The sequence below is a fragment of the Loktanella sp. DSM 29012 genome, from assembly GCF_900110705.1.
GTDB classification, from domain to species: domain Bacteria; phylum Pseudomonadota; class Alphaproteobacteria; order Rhodobacterales; family Rhodobacteraceae; genus Loktanella; species Loktanella gaetbuli.
Map to the genome: position 1 here is coordinate 843,979 of NZ_FOEJ01000001.1, position 14,228 is coordinate 858,206.

A 14,228-nucleotide genomic window follows, 5' to 3' on the forward strand; every position below is an offset into this window, starting at 1 on the left:
GTTCGGTCCTTTGGTTGTTGGACCCTGATTAGCAAAGCGTGGGGCCGCTTAAAACAGCGCCACGATCACAGTGGCGAAAACCGCCAATCCCCATGTCAGCCACAGCGTCCGGCAGGCGCGGTCGATATCGGGCGGGCCGATCAGGTGGCGGCCATCGGGGTTCACGAAGGGATAGTCGCGCAGCGCACCGTCATAGCTGCGCGGTCCTGACAGCGCGATGCCCAGCACGTGGGCCATCGCGGCCTCTGGCCAGCCTGCGTTGGGGGACCGGTGCAGCGGGGCCTCGGCGATGATGGGTGCGATGCTGCGGCGGCTGGGGGTCGTGGCCCAGATGAGGGCTGCAGTCAGGCGGGCGGGCACCCAGTTTAGCAGATCGTCAAAACGGGCGGCGGCCCAGCCGAAATCCGCGTATTTGGGCGTGCGGTAGCCGATCATGGAATCGGCGGTATTGGTGATCTTGTAGACCAGCAGGCCGGGCAGGCCCGCGACCGCGAACCAGAATGCGGGGGCTACGACGCCGTCGGACAGGTTTTCTGCGGCGGATTCAATCGCCGCGCGGGCCGTGGCGGGTTCGGACAGGGTCGCCGTTTCACGGCCCACGATCATGGCGACGGCCGTGCGGCCCTGCGCCAGTCCCGCGCGCAGGCCGGTTGCGACGGCGCGCACGTGATCAACAAGGCTGCGCTGCGCGAGCAGGATCGCCAGCACGATGACATCGACCCAAGAACCGGGGACGGCCATCAGGGCCAGACCGAGCAGGGCCGCGCCAAGGCACAGCGCGGCAAGGCCAAGCGTGCCGTTTCGTTTGCGCCTGTCGCCTGTGTTGAAACGGGTGTCGATCCAGCCCACGGCGCGGCCCATCAGGACGGCGGGATGTGGCAGTCGGGACCACAACCAGCGCGGTTCGCCCAGCAGCGCATCCAGCAACATCCCCAGAAGTAGGGTCAAAAGGCGCCCTCGATCTGGTCCCAACGGTCGGGTGCCGGCAGGCCAAGGCGCAGCCAGTCGTCCGCATAGGGAAAGACGCGCGACCAGATCTTGTGCTGGGCCAGATGGTCCTGGGCTGCCTGCGCGTCAGCCACGCGGTAGAGGCGAAACAGGCTGGTGCCGCCGATCACCTCGGTTCCCTGTTTGGTCATCAATGCGTCCAGGCGGGCGGCGTCGGCGGTCAGGCGGGCATTGGTTTCATCTGCCCACTGCGGGTCGGACAGCGCTTCTGCGCCGATGCGCAGGGCCGGGCCAGAGACAGGCCAGGGACCGATGGCGTCGCGCAGGTCCGCGATGATCGCAGGATCGCCGATGGCAAAGCCCAGCCGCAAACCGGCGAGGCCCCAGAATTTTCCAAAGCTCTTGAGCACGATGGTGCCGGGCCGGGTGGTGAGTGCAATCAGCGATTCATCCGGCATGGTGTCGCAAAAGCTTTCGTCGATGATGCAAAAGGGGGCGTTGGCCTCGACGGGTGTCCAGGTCAGCCCGTCGGGGTTGTTGGGGTGCACGGCGACCAGCGCGTCGGCTGCGTCATCGGCCAGAGTCCAGCCCGCCGCGCGAAAGGCGGCACCGTGTTCATTGTAGGTGGGGCCGGGGATCGCGACCTGACCGGGGGGCCGCAGACGCGGCAGTTGCGCAATCGGGGCGGATGCACCCGGCGTCGCCAGAACGGCGGCCGCATCGGGAATGCGCCAGAACGCGCGTGCGCTGTCCTCGAGCCGTTGCCGGGCGGCACTGTCGGGCAGGTCGGCCCAGTCGGCGGCGGGCAGGGCCGGCACCGGATAGGGCACGGGATTGATGCCTGTGGACAGGTCCAGCCAGTCGGCGCGTTTGCCTCCAAAGCGGGCGATGGCCGCATCCAGCCCACCGCCGTGATCGCGCGGTGTCGTCATTGGTCGTCCGGCAGTGGCGGGTGGCGGGTGACAAAGTGACCTTTGATCGCTGTGGGCCATTCGCGGTAGGGCACCTGGCCGTTGCTGCTGTCCGCGTGTTTGGCGGCATAGGCGACGATGCCTTCGGCAGCCTCGGGTGTGGCCTCGAACCGGCCGAGGGTGTAATTCAGCTTGCCCCGTGCCTGCACCGCGACATTGCAGCCATGCGCGCAGCCCATCAGGCAGGACACGCGGCGGGTGCGCACCGCGGTGTCCGCGGCGGCGGCCTCGACCAGTGCGGCCAGTGTCTCGCCGTCGGTCGGTGCGCCGCTTGCAGCGTTCCAGTCGTCGCGCTTGCAGGTGTCGCAGACGGTAATCCAGGTTGTCATGGTCGCGTGCCTCGTTGGGTTGGCGTCTATCAACCGAATTTCAGGCATGGATACAAGGGTCGCAACCGGGCACATCCGGTCATTGACGGCCATCCCGTTGCGCGAAAGCGGCAGGGTTATACCGGTGCCCGCCTATTGCCTCGGGCTTGCTGACCGGCGGGTTTCCCCGATTCCAAGGCGGGAAATAGCGCAAGTTTGATGCATCGCCTCGTCGGGCACAGGCAAAAGCTCTAGCTTTGTCGCATGGGACATGCGGGACGGAACACGCGGGCGTTGATTGTCGAACCGGATGCCGATCTGGGGCAGCTGTGGGCGCGTCATCTGGAACATCTGGACATCGATGTCGTGCTGACAGCCACGGCCCCCGCAGCGGTCACCGCACTGGAGGCGGGCGGCTTCGACGTCATCGTGATCAACCTCGAACAGGACAACGGGTCGGCACTGGCGGTCGCGGATGTCGCGTCGTTGCGCCATCCGCGTGCCAATGTCGTGTTCGTCACCAGTGGCCGGTTCTTTTCGGATGGGTCGATCTTTGCCTTTAGCGGCAATGCCCGGATGATGGTCCAGTCAACAACCCCGCCGGACGATCTGGCCCAGATCGTCCGGCATTACGGAAGCGGTGTCAGCCCCGCTGATGCGGTGTCGCAAAGTCCGGCCAAGGGTTGATCGGCACGATCCGGTGCGGATTGATCGTGTCGTGACTGTAGTAGTAATGCTGCGTGATGTGATCCATGTTGACCGTGTCGGACACGGGCCCGTCCGGTGTATCCCACTGGTATAATTCGCGGGTATAGGCCCAGAGGTTCGGGTAATCGACGATCCTGCGCCTGTTGCATTTGAAATGAGTCGCATAGACGTTGTCGAACCGCACAAGCGTCGTCCACAGCCGCCAGTCGGCCTCGGTGATGCGCTCGCCCATCAGGTAGCGCTGCTGCGACAGCCGATCTTCGAGCCAGTCGAGGCTGTCGAACAGGGGGGTAATCGCATCGTCATAGGCAGATTGCGTCGTGGCAAAGCCGGATTTGTAAACACCGTTGTTGACCGTGTCGTAGATGCGGTCGTTCACGGGGGCGATGGCGTCGCGCAGATCGGCTGGCCAATAGTCGTCGGTATTGCCGGTGATCCCGTCAAAGGCGCTGTTGAACATCCGGATGATTTCCGACGATTCGTTGCTGACGATCATCCCTTGCGCCTTGTCCCAGAGGACAGGCACGGTCACGCGGCCGGTCATGTCGGGGGTGTCGCGCAAATAGACCTCGCGCATATAATCCAGGCCGAACAATGCGTCCCCGGTTGCCCCCGGATAGCTGCCATCCAGCGTCCAGCCGTCACCCAGCATGTGCGGGTGCACCACCGACACGTCGATATGTGCACTGAGCGATTTCAGCTGCCGGAACACCAATGTGCGGTGCGCCCATGGGCAGGCATAGGACACGTAGAGATGATAGCGTCCGCTTTCCGCCTTGAACCCGCCCTTGCCGGTCGGACCGGGGCTGCCATCGGCGGTTACCCAGTTGCGGAACGTGGATTCCTTACGCTCGAACTTGCCGCCCGTCTCTGACGTGTCGTACCATTTGTCTTGCCATTCTCCATCGACCAGCAGGCCCATGATGTCTCTCCCTTTTGTGTTGGTAATACACCTAGGGCAGTCTTCCTGACTGCCAAACCCTGCCTCACGCGCAGGACCTGTGCATGAATTGCGGCAGTGGTTCATCCGGTCAGCCTGTCGCAGAGTGACGCAAGATGTCGGACGACGCATTGCAGCGCTGCGCGTGGCACCCTATACGCATTCCCGACGAAGCCCCAAACGGGGCCAGAGCGGTTGGTGGCCAAGCGGTCGACCCTGACGGGGACTGTGACGCTGCATCGTCATGCAAAAGCTCTGGTCCATGACACACGCCCGGAGACCGCCATGCGCCTTTTGACCGTCACATTGATCCTCACCGGCACGACGGCTGCCGCACATCCCGGACATATTGTGGATGCGGCGGGGCATAATCACTGGGTCGCCGGGATTGCGCTGGGCGCTGCCGGTCTGGCCGCCCTTCTGGGCGCGCTCAAGGGGCGCAAGACCCGTGAAAAGAAGGCCACGCCAAAGTCCGAGGAACAGCCCGCATGAAAACTGGTGTGATGATCTGCGGGCATGGCTCGCGCAGTCAGTCGGCGGTGGATGAATTCGCGACTCTGGCGCAAAAGCTGCCGGCCTATCTGCCTGACGACTGGCTGTGTGACTATGGCTATCTGGAATTCGCGAACCCCGTGATCCGTGACGGTCTGGACCGTCTGCGCGCTGCCGGGTGTGATCGCATTCTGGCCGTGCCGGGCATGCTGTTCGCCGCGATGCATGCGAAAAACGATATTCCGACGGTGCTGAATACCTATGCCGCCCAGCACGGTGTGACGGTGAATTACGGCCGCGAATTGGGCGTCGACCCCAAGATGATCGCCGCCGCGGCAGGGCGCGTCCAGGAGGCGGTGGATCGCGCCAATGCCAAACACGGTGCGCTGTCGCTGCATGACACCTGCCTCGTGGTGATCGGTCGCGGCGCATCCGACCCCGATGCCAACGGCAACGTGGCGAAAATCGCCCGGATGCTGGCCGAGGGCATGGGTTTCGGCTGGCACGAGGTCGGTTATTCCGGCGTGACCTTTCCGCTGGTGGAACCCTGCCTGCAACACGTGGTGCGGCTGCCCTACAAACGGGTCATCGTATTCCCGTATTTCCTGTTCTCGGGCATCCTGATCGACCGGATCTATGGCTTTACCGACCGCGTCGCTGCGGAACACCCGGACGTGCAATTCGTCAAGGCGGGTTATCTGGGCGATCATCCCAAGGTTCTCGAAACCTTTGCGGAACGCATCAGGGAACAGGCGGGTGCAAATCCGCCGCCCAATTGCGGCGTCTGCGGCTACCGCAACCAGGTGCTGGCCATGGCCAAGGGTGAAACCCGCCGTATCAGTGCGGCCGACCGCACCCATCCGGCCTTTGGCGACGTGCCGCCTGCGCTGTGCGTGCTGTGCAAGTACCGCACACAGGTGCTTGGCTTCGAGAGCGAGGTCGGTGCCGTCCAGGAAAGCCACCACCACCACGTCGAGGGACAAGGCGCATCCGCACCGGGATCGAACGTCGCCGATTGCAGCCTGTGCGACACGTTCTGCACTGGCCTGTGCAGGCTGGAGGCACAGCATGACCACAGCCACGATCATGATCACGACCACAAGCACGGACACGGGCATCATCACCATCACGACCACGATCACGCCCATCCGGTCTATCCGCATGCCCATCATCCCCACGGCCCCGAAAGCGCGCGCAAGACCCGTAAATCCTGATCCGCGCATCATCTTGCCGAAAATACTCCCCCCGGAGGGTCCGCCCTCTCGTTCCCGCAAAGGCGTCTGCCCGTGAGACCCTACGAAAAAGACCCCAAGGCGATTTACGCGCAAAGCTTTGCCACCGTGCGTGCCGAGGCACGTCTGGATCGATTCCCGCCCGGCATGCGACCGGTGATGACGCGGCTGATCCATGCCTGCGGCATGGTCGAGATCGCGGACAGGCTGGCGTTTTCAGCCGGTGCGGCAGAGGTGGGTGCTGCGGCGCTGGCGGCAGGTGCACCGATCCTGTGCGATTGCGAAATGGTCGGCGCGGGTATTATTCGCCGTTATCTGCCAGCCCGAAACCGGGTTATCGTGACATTGAACGACGATCGCGTGCCTGCGCTGGCACAAGAAATCGGCAATACACGCTCGGCGGCGGCCGTTGATCTGTGGGATGCGGATCTGGCGGGCGCTGTGGTCGCCATCGGCAATGCGCCCACGGCGCTGTTTCACCTGCTGGAACGGATCGACGCAGGTGGGCCGAAACCGGCTGTGATCCTCGGGTTTCCAGTCGGGTTCGTCGGTGCCGCGGAATCAAAGGCAGAGCTGGTCGCAAATTCACGGGGTTGCGCGTATATCGCGCTGCGCGGGCGACGGGGCGGATCTGCGATGGCATCAGCTGCGGTGAATGCCTTGGCCGCTGGTTTGCCGGAGGACGCAACATGAGCGACGCCAAATTTTCTGCGAAAATTTGGACCGGATTTTCGCAGAAAATCCGGGGCCCCCGATGAATACGCCTTGGCTGCATATCGTGGGGATCGGCGAGGACGGTCTCGATGGGCTGGTGCCTGCGACCCGTGCGGTCGTCGAGGCCGCAGAGGTGATCCTGGGCGGAGAGCGTCACCACGCGTTATCTGACGGGATTACCGCGGAACGACTGGGCTGGCCGTCCCCGTTCGATGCGATGATCGACACGATCCGGGGGCTGCGCGGACGGCGGGCGGTCGTGCTGGTGACCGGTGATCCGCTATGGTTTTCGGTGGGGGCGCGGATCGGGCGCGCGATCGACCCGTCCGAGATCGTGTATCATCCGCAGCTGTCGGCCTTTCAGTTGGCCGCCGCCCGCATGGGATGGAGCCTGGCTGATGTCGAGACGCTGACCGTGCACGGGCGGCCCGTGAGCCAGATGGTGGCGTTCATCCAGCCTGACGTAAGGCTGCTGATCCTGACAACGGGCGCTGAGACGCCTGGGCAGATTGCGGAATTTCTGACGGCGCGTGGTTTCGGGCAGTCGCGGATGACCGTGCTGGCGGCCATGGGTGGCAAGGACGAGGCACGGTTCGACGGTCTCGCAGCACGTTGGGATCACGTGGTCCCGGCGTTCAACACGCTGGCCGTGGAATGCATCGCGGCCCCTGATGCGGCCCTCTTGCCGCGTGTGCCGGGGCTGGACGATGCACTGTTCCAATCCGACGGCACGATGACGAAACAAGAGGTACGTGCCGCGACGCTGGCCAAGTTGATGCCGATGCGCGGTGCGCTGCTGTGGGATATCGGCTGCGGGTCGGGATCGGTCGCGATCGAATGGATGCGCGCGGCCCGTTACGCCCGCGCCATCGGGATCGAGCCGCGCGACGACCGGCGTGCGATGGCCGGCGCGAACGCCCTTGCCCTGGGCGCGCCCCGTTTGGAATTGATTGAAGGCACTGCGCCTGCTGCATTGGACGGATTGGCGCCACCCGATGCGATTTTCATCGGTGGTGGTTTGTCCGAGGACGTCTTTGCCGCTGCCTGGGATGCTTTGCGGCCGCTTGGCCGATTGGTCGCAAATGCGGTGACGCTGGAATCAGAGGCGGTTTTGATGGCGTTGCACGCGCGGCATGGCGGCGATCTGGTGCGGTTGTCGGTTTGCAGGGCAGAGCCCGTGGGCCGGCTGACCGGATGGCGCCCCGCGATGCCTGTGACACAGTGGAGCCTGGTGAAGCGATGATCGGGCTGTGTTGTGGGGGCGGGTGCCTCCGGTGGGAGTATTTTCGGCAAGATGATACAGGGGGCGTCGCATGAGCGGTGTCCTATATGGTGTGGGACTGGGGCCTGGGGCACCGGATCTGATCACGCTGCGTGCAGCGCGGTTGATCGAGGGCGCGCGGGTTGTGGCCTATCCGACACTGGCGGGCGGCCAGAGTTTTGCGCGGTCGATTGCGGCGGACCTGATTGCACCGGCGGCGGTCGAGATCGTCATGGACGTGCTGATGAGTGTGGAGCGTGCCCCCGCGCAGACGGCCTATGATGCGGGGGCCGCACGCATCGCGGCGGCGCTGGAGGCCGGTGATGACGTGGTGTGTCTGTGTGAGGGTGATCCGTTTTTCTACGGGTCCTTCATGTATTTGTTCGCGCGGTTGTCGGACCGGTTTCGGTGTGAGGTGGTGCCGGGTGTGACATCCATCGCGGCCTGTGCTGCGCGCGCGGGCCGGCCGCTGGTGGCGCGCAACGAGCGTCTGACGGTGTTGCCCGGCCCGCTGCCCGAGGACGAATTGCGCGACAGGATTGCGGGTGCGGAAAGTGTCGCGATCATGAAAGTCGGGCGGCATCTGGCCAAGATCCGCAACGTGATTGCCGAACTGGGGCTGTTGGACGCGGCGGTCTATGTGGAGCGCGCATCCTTGCCCGAAGAGGTGGTTTGCCCGCTGGCCGATGCGCCGGAAAAGGCACCGTATTTTTCCATGATTTTGCTGACCAAAGGGGCCGATCCGTGGCTATAGAACCTGTCGTGATGGCGCTGTCGCGCTCTGGTGAGGCGGTGGCGCACAGGGTGGCCGCCGTCCTAGGCGCGCAGGTGCATGGGCGTGTGGACCGTGTCGATGTGGCGGATGCATTTTTCGACAATGCGCTGGATCATGCGCGTGATCTTTTTGCCGCCGGCGTGCCGGTGGTCGGTGTCTGTGCCAGCGGCATCCTGATCCGCGCGGTGGCACCTTTGCTGGCGGACAAGACCGCAGAACCGCCGGTGGTGTCGGTCAGTGATGATGGCGCGGTGGTCGTGCCGCTGCTGGGTGGTCATCGCGGGGCGAACCGGCTGGCTGCGCGGATTGCGGATGCTTTGGGGGCCGTGTCGGCGGTCACGACGGCGGGCGATGTGGCATTGGGTGTGGCACTGGATGCGCCGCCTGCGGGGTGGCGTCTGGTCAATCCAGGTGATGCCAAGGACGCGATGGCGGCGTTGCTGTCGGGTGGTGGGGCGCGGATCAAGGGGCCGGATGCGGCAACGGCGACCTGGCTTGCCGATTTGCCAGTGGGTGACGGCGTGACGATCACCTGCGGGACAGCCCCGGCGAAAGACCTTGGCGGTCATCATCTGCATTTTGTCCCCCAGCGGTTTGCGCTGGGCGTGGGCTGCGCGCGCGATTGTGCAGTGTCGGAACTGGGTGATCTGGTCCGCGGTATCCTGGCGGACGCCGATATCGCGCCAGAGGCGGTGGCCTGTGTCAACACCATCGGGTTGAAGGCGGACGAGCCTGCGATCCTCGCGCTGGCGCGGGATCTGGGCGTGCCGCTGCGGTTGTTCGGCGCTGATGAACTGGAGGCGCAGACCCCGCGCCTGGCCAATCCGTCTGACGTGGTCTTTGCCGAGGTCGGCACGCATGGGGTCAGCGAGGCTGCGGCACTGGCGCAGGTCGGTGATGCAGGCGCGCTGGTCGTGGAAAAGCGCAAGACGGCGATGGCAACCTGTGCGGTGGCGCAGGCGGATGTGCCGCTGGTCGTGTTGCAGGGGGCTGCGCGGGGGCGATTGTCCATCGTTGGTATCGGTCCCGGACAGGCGACCTGGCGCACGCCAGAGGTATCGCGGCTGGTGGCGGAGGCCGAGGAACTGGTGGGATACGGTCTGTATATCGACTTGCTGGGGCCGCTAGCTGTCGGCAAGGCGCGGTCGGATTTCCCGCTGGGCGGTGAAGAGGACCGTTGCCGCCATGCGCTGGAACAGGCGGCCAAGGGCAAGAACGTCGCGCTGGTCTGTTCGGGCGATGCGGGCATCTATGCGATGGGTGCGCTGGTGTTCGAACTGCTGGACCGCGGGCCGGACCAGATGGGCGTGTCAGATGCGGCGCGGCGGGTCGAGGTGATATCCTCGCCCGGTGTGTCGGCATTGCAGGGGGCCGCAGCGCGTGCGGGTGCGCCATTGGGGCATGATTTCTGCGCGATTTCCTTGTCGGATTTGCTGACGCCGCGTGACGATATCCTGCGGCGGCTGCGTGCGGCGGCGGAGGGCGATTTCGTGATCGCGTTCTACAATCCGGTGTCGCGGACGCGGCGAACCCTGCTGGCCGAGGCGCGGGACATCCTGTTGCAGCACCGTCCGGCGGATACGCCTGTGATGCTGGCGACCTCATTGGGCCGGCCCGAGGAGCATGTGCGCTATCGGCGGTTGGACGCGCTGGAGGTCGACGAGGTGGACATGCTGACGGTCGTGCTGGTCGGGTCAAGCAATTCGCGACTGGCGCAACTGGGTGAGGGGCCGCGGATGTACACGCCGCGCGGCTATGCGCGCAAGATCGATGGTGATCTGGCGTGACAGGATTTTCGCAGAAAATCCGGGCCTCCGGCGGGAGTATATTGGGCAAGATGATGCGGGGACGTGCGGCATGACGGTTTATTTCATCGGGGCAGGGCCGGGCGATCCCGAGTTGCTGACGCTGAAGGCGGCGCGGTTGATCGGGGCATGTCCGGTGTGTCTGTACGCGGGATCGCTGGTGCCTGAAGAAGTCGTGGCGATTGCGCCGGAGGGGGCGCGGGTCCTGGACACCGCACCGATGACGCTGGAAGAAACCCATGCAGAAATCGTCGCGGCCCATGCGCGCGGCGCGGACGTGGCGCGGGTGCATTCGGGGGATCCGTCGCTATACGGTGCCATCGCGGAACAGATCCGGCGGCTGAAGGCGGATGGGATCGACTATGCCATCGTGCCGGGCGTGCCGGCCTACGCGGCCGCAGCAGCGGCGATGGGCACGGAACTGACCGTGCCGGAGGTTGGCCAATCCATCGTCCTGACCCGTATGAGCATGAAATCGACCGGCATGCCCGCGGGCGAGACCTTGGAAAATTTTGCACGGACCGGGACCACGCTTGCGATCCACCTCGGCATCAGGGCGTTGCGCGACATCGAGCGGGTGCTGACCCCGCATTACGGTGCCGATTGTCCGGTGGCGGTTGTTTACCGCGCGTCATGGCCCGATCAGCTGATTCTACGCGGCACGCTGTCGGATATCCATGCACAGGTCCGCGCGGCCAAGATCACCCGCACGGCGCTGATCATGGTCGGCCCTGTGTTGGGCGCGCAACACGGATTTCCGGATTCGGCGCTTTATGATGCGGCCAAGCCCCATGTCCTGCGGCCCAGAGCGCGCAAGACGGTGTAATCGTGCCGCAGGTGCAGTGCCGCATTGCGGCGGTTTTTGTCACTTGAAATTTACCGGCAGCGCATAATCTTGTTTTGCAAGCAAGGGAGTGCGCCATGAACGACATCCTACAAGACGCGATCCGCAAAGGTTTGCAGGAGGCTCGCCGCGTTTCACTGGACCGCGGGGAACGGCTGTGTGTCCACGACGGTGATGATGTCTATCGCATCCTGCGGTTCTGGCAGGATGGCATGGCACTGGATGCCGGTGCCTGTGACAAGCTGCGCGGCCGGGTCGATATCTACGATGGTGCACGGCATCTATATCAGGCGCTGATCCTTGGAGCGGATGTGACCGACGGCGAATGCCATTTCCGGTTCAAATGGCTGCATCCGGTCCGCCAGACCGCGCCGCTGGATTTCGAAAGCGATGTGCGCGCCCCTGCGGGTCTGCTGACCCGCGCCTGATCTGCCGCCCTATTGTAGGTCGGCGAAGGCCTTTTGCAGGCGGCTGACCGCGTCCTCGATCTGGGCGCGGGGTGCGCCGATGTTGAAGCGCAGGAACTGACCGCCGCCCTTGCCGAAGGTGGGGCCGTGATTGGCCGCGATCTGTGCGTCGTTCTGAACGCGGTCCGTGAAGTCAGCGGCGGACATGCCTGTCCCCGAAAAATCGACCCAGGCGAGGTAGGTGGATTCCAGCTGCATGCTGTGCACACCGGGGATCGTGTTGACGCCTGCATCGAAGATCCGGCGATTTTCGTCGAGATAGAGGCGGAGCGCATCGACCCATGCCGCCCCTTCGGGCGAATAGGCGGCGGTGGTCATGAACAGTCCGAAACTGTTGGGCGACATGCCAAGCGCTGCCATGCGCGCGGCAAACCGACCGCGCAGGTCGGGATCGGCAATGATGACGTTCCCGCCGTGACTGCCCGCGATGTTGAACGTCTTGGTCGCAGAGGTCATCATCACCAGCCGGTCCGCGATCCCGTCGATCTGCGTCATCGGGATATGGGTTTGACCCGGAAACGTCAGGTCGTGGTGGATTTCGTCCGACAGCAGGATCAGCTCGTGCCGTTTGGCGAATGCGGCGACCGCCTGCAGTTCGGCGCGGGTCCAGACGCGGCCGCCGGGGTTATGCGGTGAGCAGAGGATCAGCATCCGTTCGGACCCGTCCATCTGGGCATCCCAAGTGTCGAAGTCCATCTCGTATCGGCCGTCGATATTGGCCAGTTCGCATTCCACGACACGGCGCCCGGATGCGTTAATCACGCGGGCGAAGGCATGGTAGACGGGCGTCATCAGCACCACGCCGTCGCCCGGTTTCGTAAATGCGTCAAGGCACATGGCCGTGCCGTTCACGAGGCCATGGGTGGTAAAGATATGGGCGGGGTCGACGGTCCAGCCATGGCGTTCGGCCATCCACCAGCAGATTGCGGCGCGGTAGTCGGATTCATCCCCGAAATAGCCGAATACACCATGATCGGCCATGTCGGTGACGGCCTTGCGAATGCAATCGGGGGCCTGAAATTCCATGTCGGCAACCCACATCGCGATCCCGTCCTCGCGCGAGACGCCGTAGATGTCCTCCATCGCGTCCCACTTGGCGCAGTGGGTGTTGCGGCGGTTGATCGGTGTGTCGAAATCCATGGGACTGCCTCTTGCTGTGGTGTTGACAGGTTCGGTGCAGGGCGCGCCGGGTGCAAGACGAAAATGGTGCAGGTCAACGGATGGGCGGGTGGGCGGCGATGTTGCAAATTGCGCAGGCCCGGCCTAATTGGGGCGCATGACAATACGCCCCATTCTGATCCATCCCGATCCGCGCCTGAAAAAGGTGGCCGACGCCGTAGCCGAGGTCGACGATACCTTGCGCACATTGGCCGCAGACATGCTGGAAACCATGTATGATGCGCCCGGCATCGGCCTTGCGGCGCCGCAGGTCGGCGTGATGCAGCGCGTCATCACCATGGATTGCGTCAAGGAAGAGGGCGAGGATCCACGCCCCATGGTCCTGATCAATCCGCGCGTGACATGGGCGAGCGATGAGACGAGCAGCTATGAGGAAGGCTGTCTGTCGATCCCCGAGCAATACGCCGATGTCGAACGCCCGGCAGAGGTCGAGGTCACATGGATGGACCTTGAGGGTGCCACGCAGTCCGAACGGTTCGGCGGCCTGTGGGCCACCTGTGTACAGCACGAGATCGACCATCTGGATGGCAAGCTGTTCATCGACTACCTGGGGTCGATGAAACGCCAGATGATCACGCGCAAGATGCAGAAGCTGAAACGCGAACGGGCGCGGGCATGATGCCGATCTTGCAGGCCCCGCATCCGGGTCTGCGGGCGGTTTGCACGCCGGTTGCGGATTTCGATGACGGCCTGCGGGCCCTGACCGATGCGATGTTTGCCGCGATGTACGATGCGCCTGGGCGCGGGCTTGCGGCACCGCAGGTCGGTGTGCTGTCGCGGGTATTCGTGATGGACTCCACGTGGAAAGATGCACAGCCACGCCCGATGGTGTTCTTGAACCCGCAGATCGTGGATCGGTCCTCTGACAAGGTCGCGATCAGCGAGAGTTGTCTGTCGATCCCCGATCAGCCGGTTTCAGTGCCGCGCCCGGCCTGGGTGACGCTGCGCTGGCAAGGGCTGGACGGTGTGGAACAGACAGACACATTCGAGGGAGTGGAGGCGGTCATCGTGCAGCACGAACGCGATCATCTGGACGGCATCTTGATCACCGACTACGCGGTGCAGGCGTGACCCGGTCGGTCGTGCGCTGGCCGCACAAGGCGCTGCGGACACCCGCGGCTGATGTGCCTGACATCACCGATGACATTCGCAGCATCTGGGACGACATGATCGGCGTGATGGAGGCGATGCCCGGCGTCGGGCTGGCCGCCGTGCAGCTGGGTATCCCGCTGCGGCTGGCGGTCGTGGACGCCAGCACCGCGCGCGGGCAGGCCGTGCGCATGGCCAACCCCGAGATCCTGCACGCTAGCGTGGAACTGCGGGACCATGAGGAGGCTTCGCCCTGCCTGCCCGGTGTGAGTGCCGTGGTCAAACGTCCGCGTGCGGTGACGGTGCGGTTCCTGAACGCGGATGGCGCGGTGGAAGAGCGCGATTTCGTCAGTCTCTGGGCCACGAGCGTGCAGCACCAGATCGATCACCTGGCGGGGCGCATGTATTTTGACCGGCTGGGTCGGGTCAAACGGGACATGCTGCTGAAACGTGTGGCCAAGCTGGGACGCTAGCGGTGGGGGCGCTGCCCCCGGC

Annotated in this window: 17 protein-coding genes; 12 read left to right on the forward strand and 5 right to left on the reverse strand. The window is 64.5% G+C overall.

Annotated features, from left to right (window positions below):
• Nucleotides 1-48: 48 nt before the first annotated feature.
• The 3 genes from cbiB to BMX27_RS04215 are packed head-to-tail and all read right to left on the reverse strand — an operon-like array spanning nt 49 to nt 2,248.
• Nucleotides 49-948 (reverse strand): adenosylcobinamide-phosphate synthase CbiB, encoded by a 900-nt coding sequence (gene cbiB, locus BMX27_RS04205; RefSeq protein WP_090158593.1) that lies wholly within the window; start codon nt 946-948, stop codon nt 49-51.
• Nucleotides 945-1,880 (reverse strand): threonine-phosphate decarboxylase, encoded by a 936-nt coding sequence (locus BMX27_RS04210; RefSeq protein WP_090158594.1) that lies wholly within the window; start codon nt 1,878-1,880, stop codon nt 945-947. The genes cbiB and BMX27_RS04210 overlap by 4 nt, the downstream gene beginning before the upstream one ends.
• On the reverse strand, nt 1,877-2,248 hold the full coding sequence (locus tag BMX27_RS04215) for a DUF1636 family protein (protein ID WP_090158595.1): 372 nt from the start codon (nt 2,246-2,248) through the stop codon (nt 1,877-1,879). Before BMX27_RS04215 ends, BMX27_RS04210 begins: the two co-directional genes overlap by 4 nt.
• A gap of 243 nt (nt 2,249-2,491) precedes the next feature.
• Here BMX27_RS04215 and BMX27_RS04220 point away from each other — a divergent pair, with 243 nt between their 5' ends.
• Nucleotides 2,492-2,914 carry a response regulator gene (locus BMX27_RS04220; RefSeq protein ID WP_090158596.1) on the forward strand — a complete coding sequence of 141 codons (423 nt, stop codon included), beginning with the start codon at nt 2,492-2,494 and terminating at the stop codon, nt 2,912-2,914.
• On the opposite strand, the gene BMX27_RS04225 is transcribed toward BMX27_RS04220, so the two are convergent.
• Nucleotides 2,871-3,857 (reverse strand): glutathione S-transferase family protein, encoded by a 987-nt coding sequence (locus BMX27_RS04225; protein WP_090158597.1) that lies wholly within the window; start codon nt 3,855-3,857, stop codon nt 2,871-2,873. The two genes, BMX27_RS04220 and BMX27_RS04225, sit on opposite strands and share 44 nt — an antisense overlap.
• Nucleotides 3,858-4,160: 303 nt before the next feature.
• Here BMX27_RS04225 and BMX27_RS04230 point away from each other — a divergent pair, with 303 nt between their 5' ends.
• The 8 genes from BMX27_RS04230 to BMX27_RS04265 all read left to right on the forward strand — a co-directional run bounded on the left by BMX27_RS04230 (nt 4,161) and on the right by BMX27_RS04265 (nt 11,426).
• Entirely contained in the window at nt 4,161-4,367 is a 207-nt protein-coding gene (locus tag BMX27_RS04230; protein WP_090158750.1) for a DUF6732 family protein, read from the forward strand.
• Nucleotides 4,364-5,581 carry a sirohydrochlorin chelatase gene (locus tag BMX27_RS04235; protein WP_090158598.1) on the forward strand — a complete coding sequence of 406 codons (1,218 nt, stop codon included), beginning with the start codon at nt 4,364-4,366 and terminating at the stop codon, nt 5,579-5,581. Before BMX27_RS04230 ends, BMX27_RS04235 begins: the two co-directional genes overlap by 4 nt.
• A 72-nt stretch (nt 5,582-5,653) precedes the next feature.
• Nucleotides 5,654-6,292, forward strand: coding sequence for a precorrin-8X methylmutase (locus BMX27_RS04240; RefSeq protein ID WP_177172640.1), 639 nt, complete (start codon nt 5,654-5,656; stop codon nt 6,290-6,292).
• A 61-nt stretch (nt 6,293-6,353) separates the two neighbouring features.
• Nucleotides 6,354-7,556, forward strand: coding sequence for a precorrin-6y C5,15-methyltransferase (decarboxylating) subunit CbiE (cbiE, locus tag BMX27_RS04245; RefSeq protein ID WP_090158751.1), 1,203 nt, complete (start codon nt 6,354-6,356; stop codon nt 7,554-7,556).
• Between the two features lie 70 nt (nt 7,557-7,626).
• A complete protein-coding gene (gene cobI, locus BMX27_RS04250; RefSeq protein ID WP_090158600.1) occupies nt 7,627-8,328 on the forward strand; it encodes a precorrin-2 C(20)-methyltransferase in 702 nt (233 codons plus the stop codon).
• Nucleotides 8,319-10,136 carry a precorrin-3B C(17)-methyltransferase gene (gene cobJ / locus BMX27_RS04255; protein ID WP_090158601.1) on the forward strand — a complete coding sequence of 606 codons (1,818 nt, stop codon included), beginning with the start codon at nt 8,319-8,321 and terminating at the stop codon, nt 10,134-10,136. The genes cobI and cobJ overlap by 10 nt, the downstream gene beginning before the upstream one ends.
• A gap of 70 nt (nt 10,137-10,206) precedes the next feature.
• Nucleotides 10,207-10,980, forward strand: a complete 774-nt coding sequence (gene cobM / locus BMX27_RS04260) for a precorrin-4 C(11)-methyltransferase (RefSeq protein ID WP_090158602.1) — start codon at nt 10,207-10,209, stop codon at nt 10,978-10,980.
• A 95-nt stretch (nt 10,981-11,075) separates the two neighbouring features.
• Entirely contained in the window at nt 11,076-11,426 is a 351-nt protein-coding gene (locus tag BMX27_RS04265; RefSeq protein ID WP_090158603.1) for a hypothetical protein, read from the forward strand.
• Nucleotides 11,427-11,435: 9 nt separating this feature from the next.
• On the opposite strand, the gene BMX27_RS04270 is transcribed toward BMX27_RS04265, so the two are convergent.
• Nucleotides 11,436-12,605, reverse strand: a complete 1,170-nt coding sequence (locus BMX27_RS04270) for a MalY/PatB family protein (RefSeq protein ID WP_090158604.1) — start codon at nt 12,603-12,605, stop codon at nt 11,436-11,438.
• Between the two features lie 136 nt (nt 12,606-12,741).
• On the opposite strand from BMX27_RS04270, the gene def (BMX27_RS04275) reads away from it, so the two are divergent.
• The 3 genes from def (BMX27_RS04275) to def (BMX27_RS04285) are packed head-to-tail and all read left to right on the forward strand — an operon-like array spanning nt 12,742 to nt 14,206.
• Nucleotides 12,742-13,263, forward strand: coding sequence for a peptide deformylase (gene def, locus BMX27_RS04275; RefSeq protein ID WP_090158605.1), 522 nt, complete (start codon nt 12,742-12,744; stop codon nt 13,261-13,263).
• The gene (gene def / locus BMX27_RS04280; protein ID WP_090158606.1) at nt 13,260-13,715 is read left to right on the forward strand and encodes a peptide deformylase; all 456 of its coding nucleotides are present in this window, start codon (nt 13,260-13,262) and stop codon (nt 13,713-13,715) included. Before def (BMX27_RS04275) ends, def (BMX27_RS04280) begins: the two co-directional genes overlap by 4 nt.
• On the forward strand, nt 13,712-14,206 hold the full coding sequence (gene def, locus BMX27_RS04285; RefSeq protein ID WP_090158607.1) for a peptide deformylase: 495 nt from the start codon (nt 13,712-13,714) through the stop codon (nt 14,204-14,206). Before def (BMX27_RS04280) ends, def (BMX27_RS04285) begins: the two co-directional genes overlap by 4 nt.
• Nucleotides 14,207-14,228 lie beyond the last annotated feature (22 nt).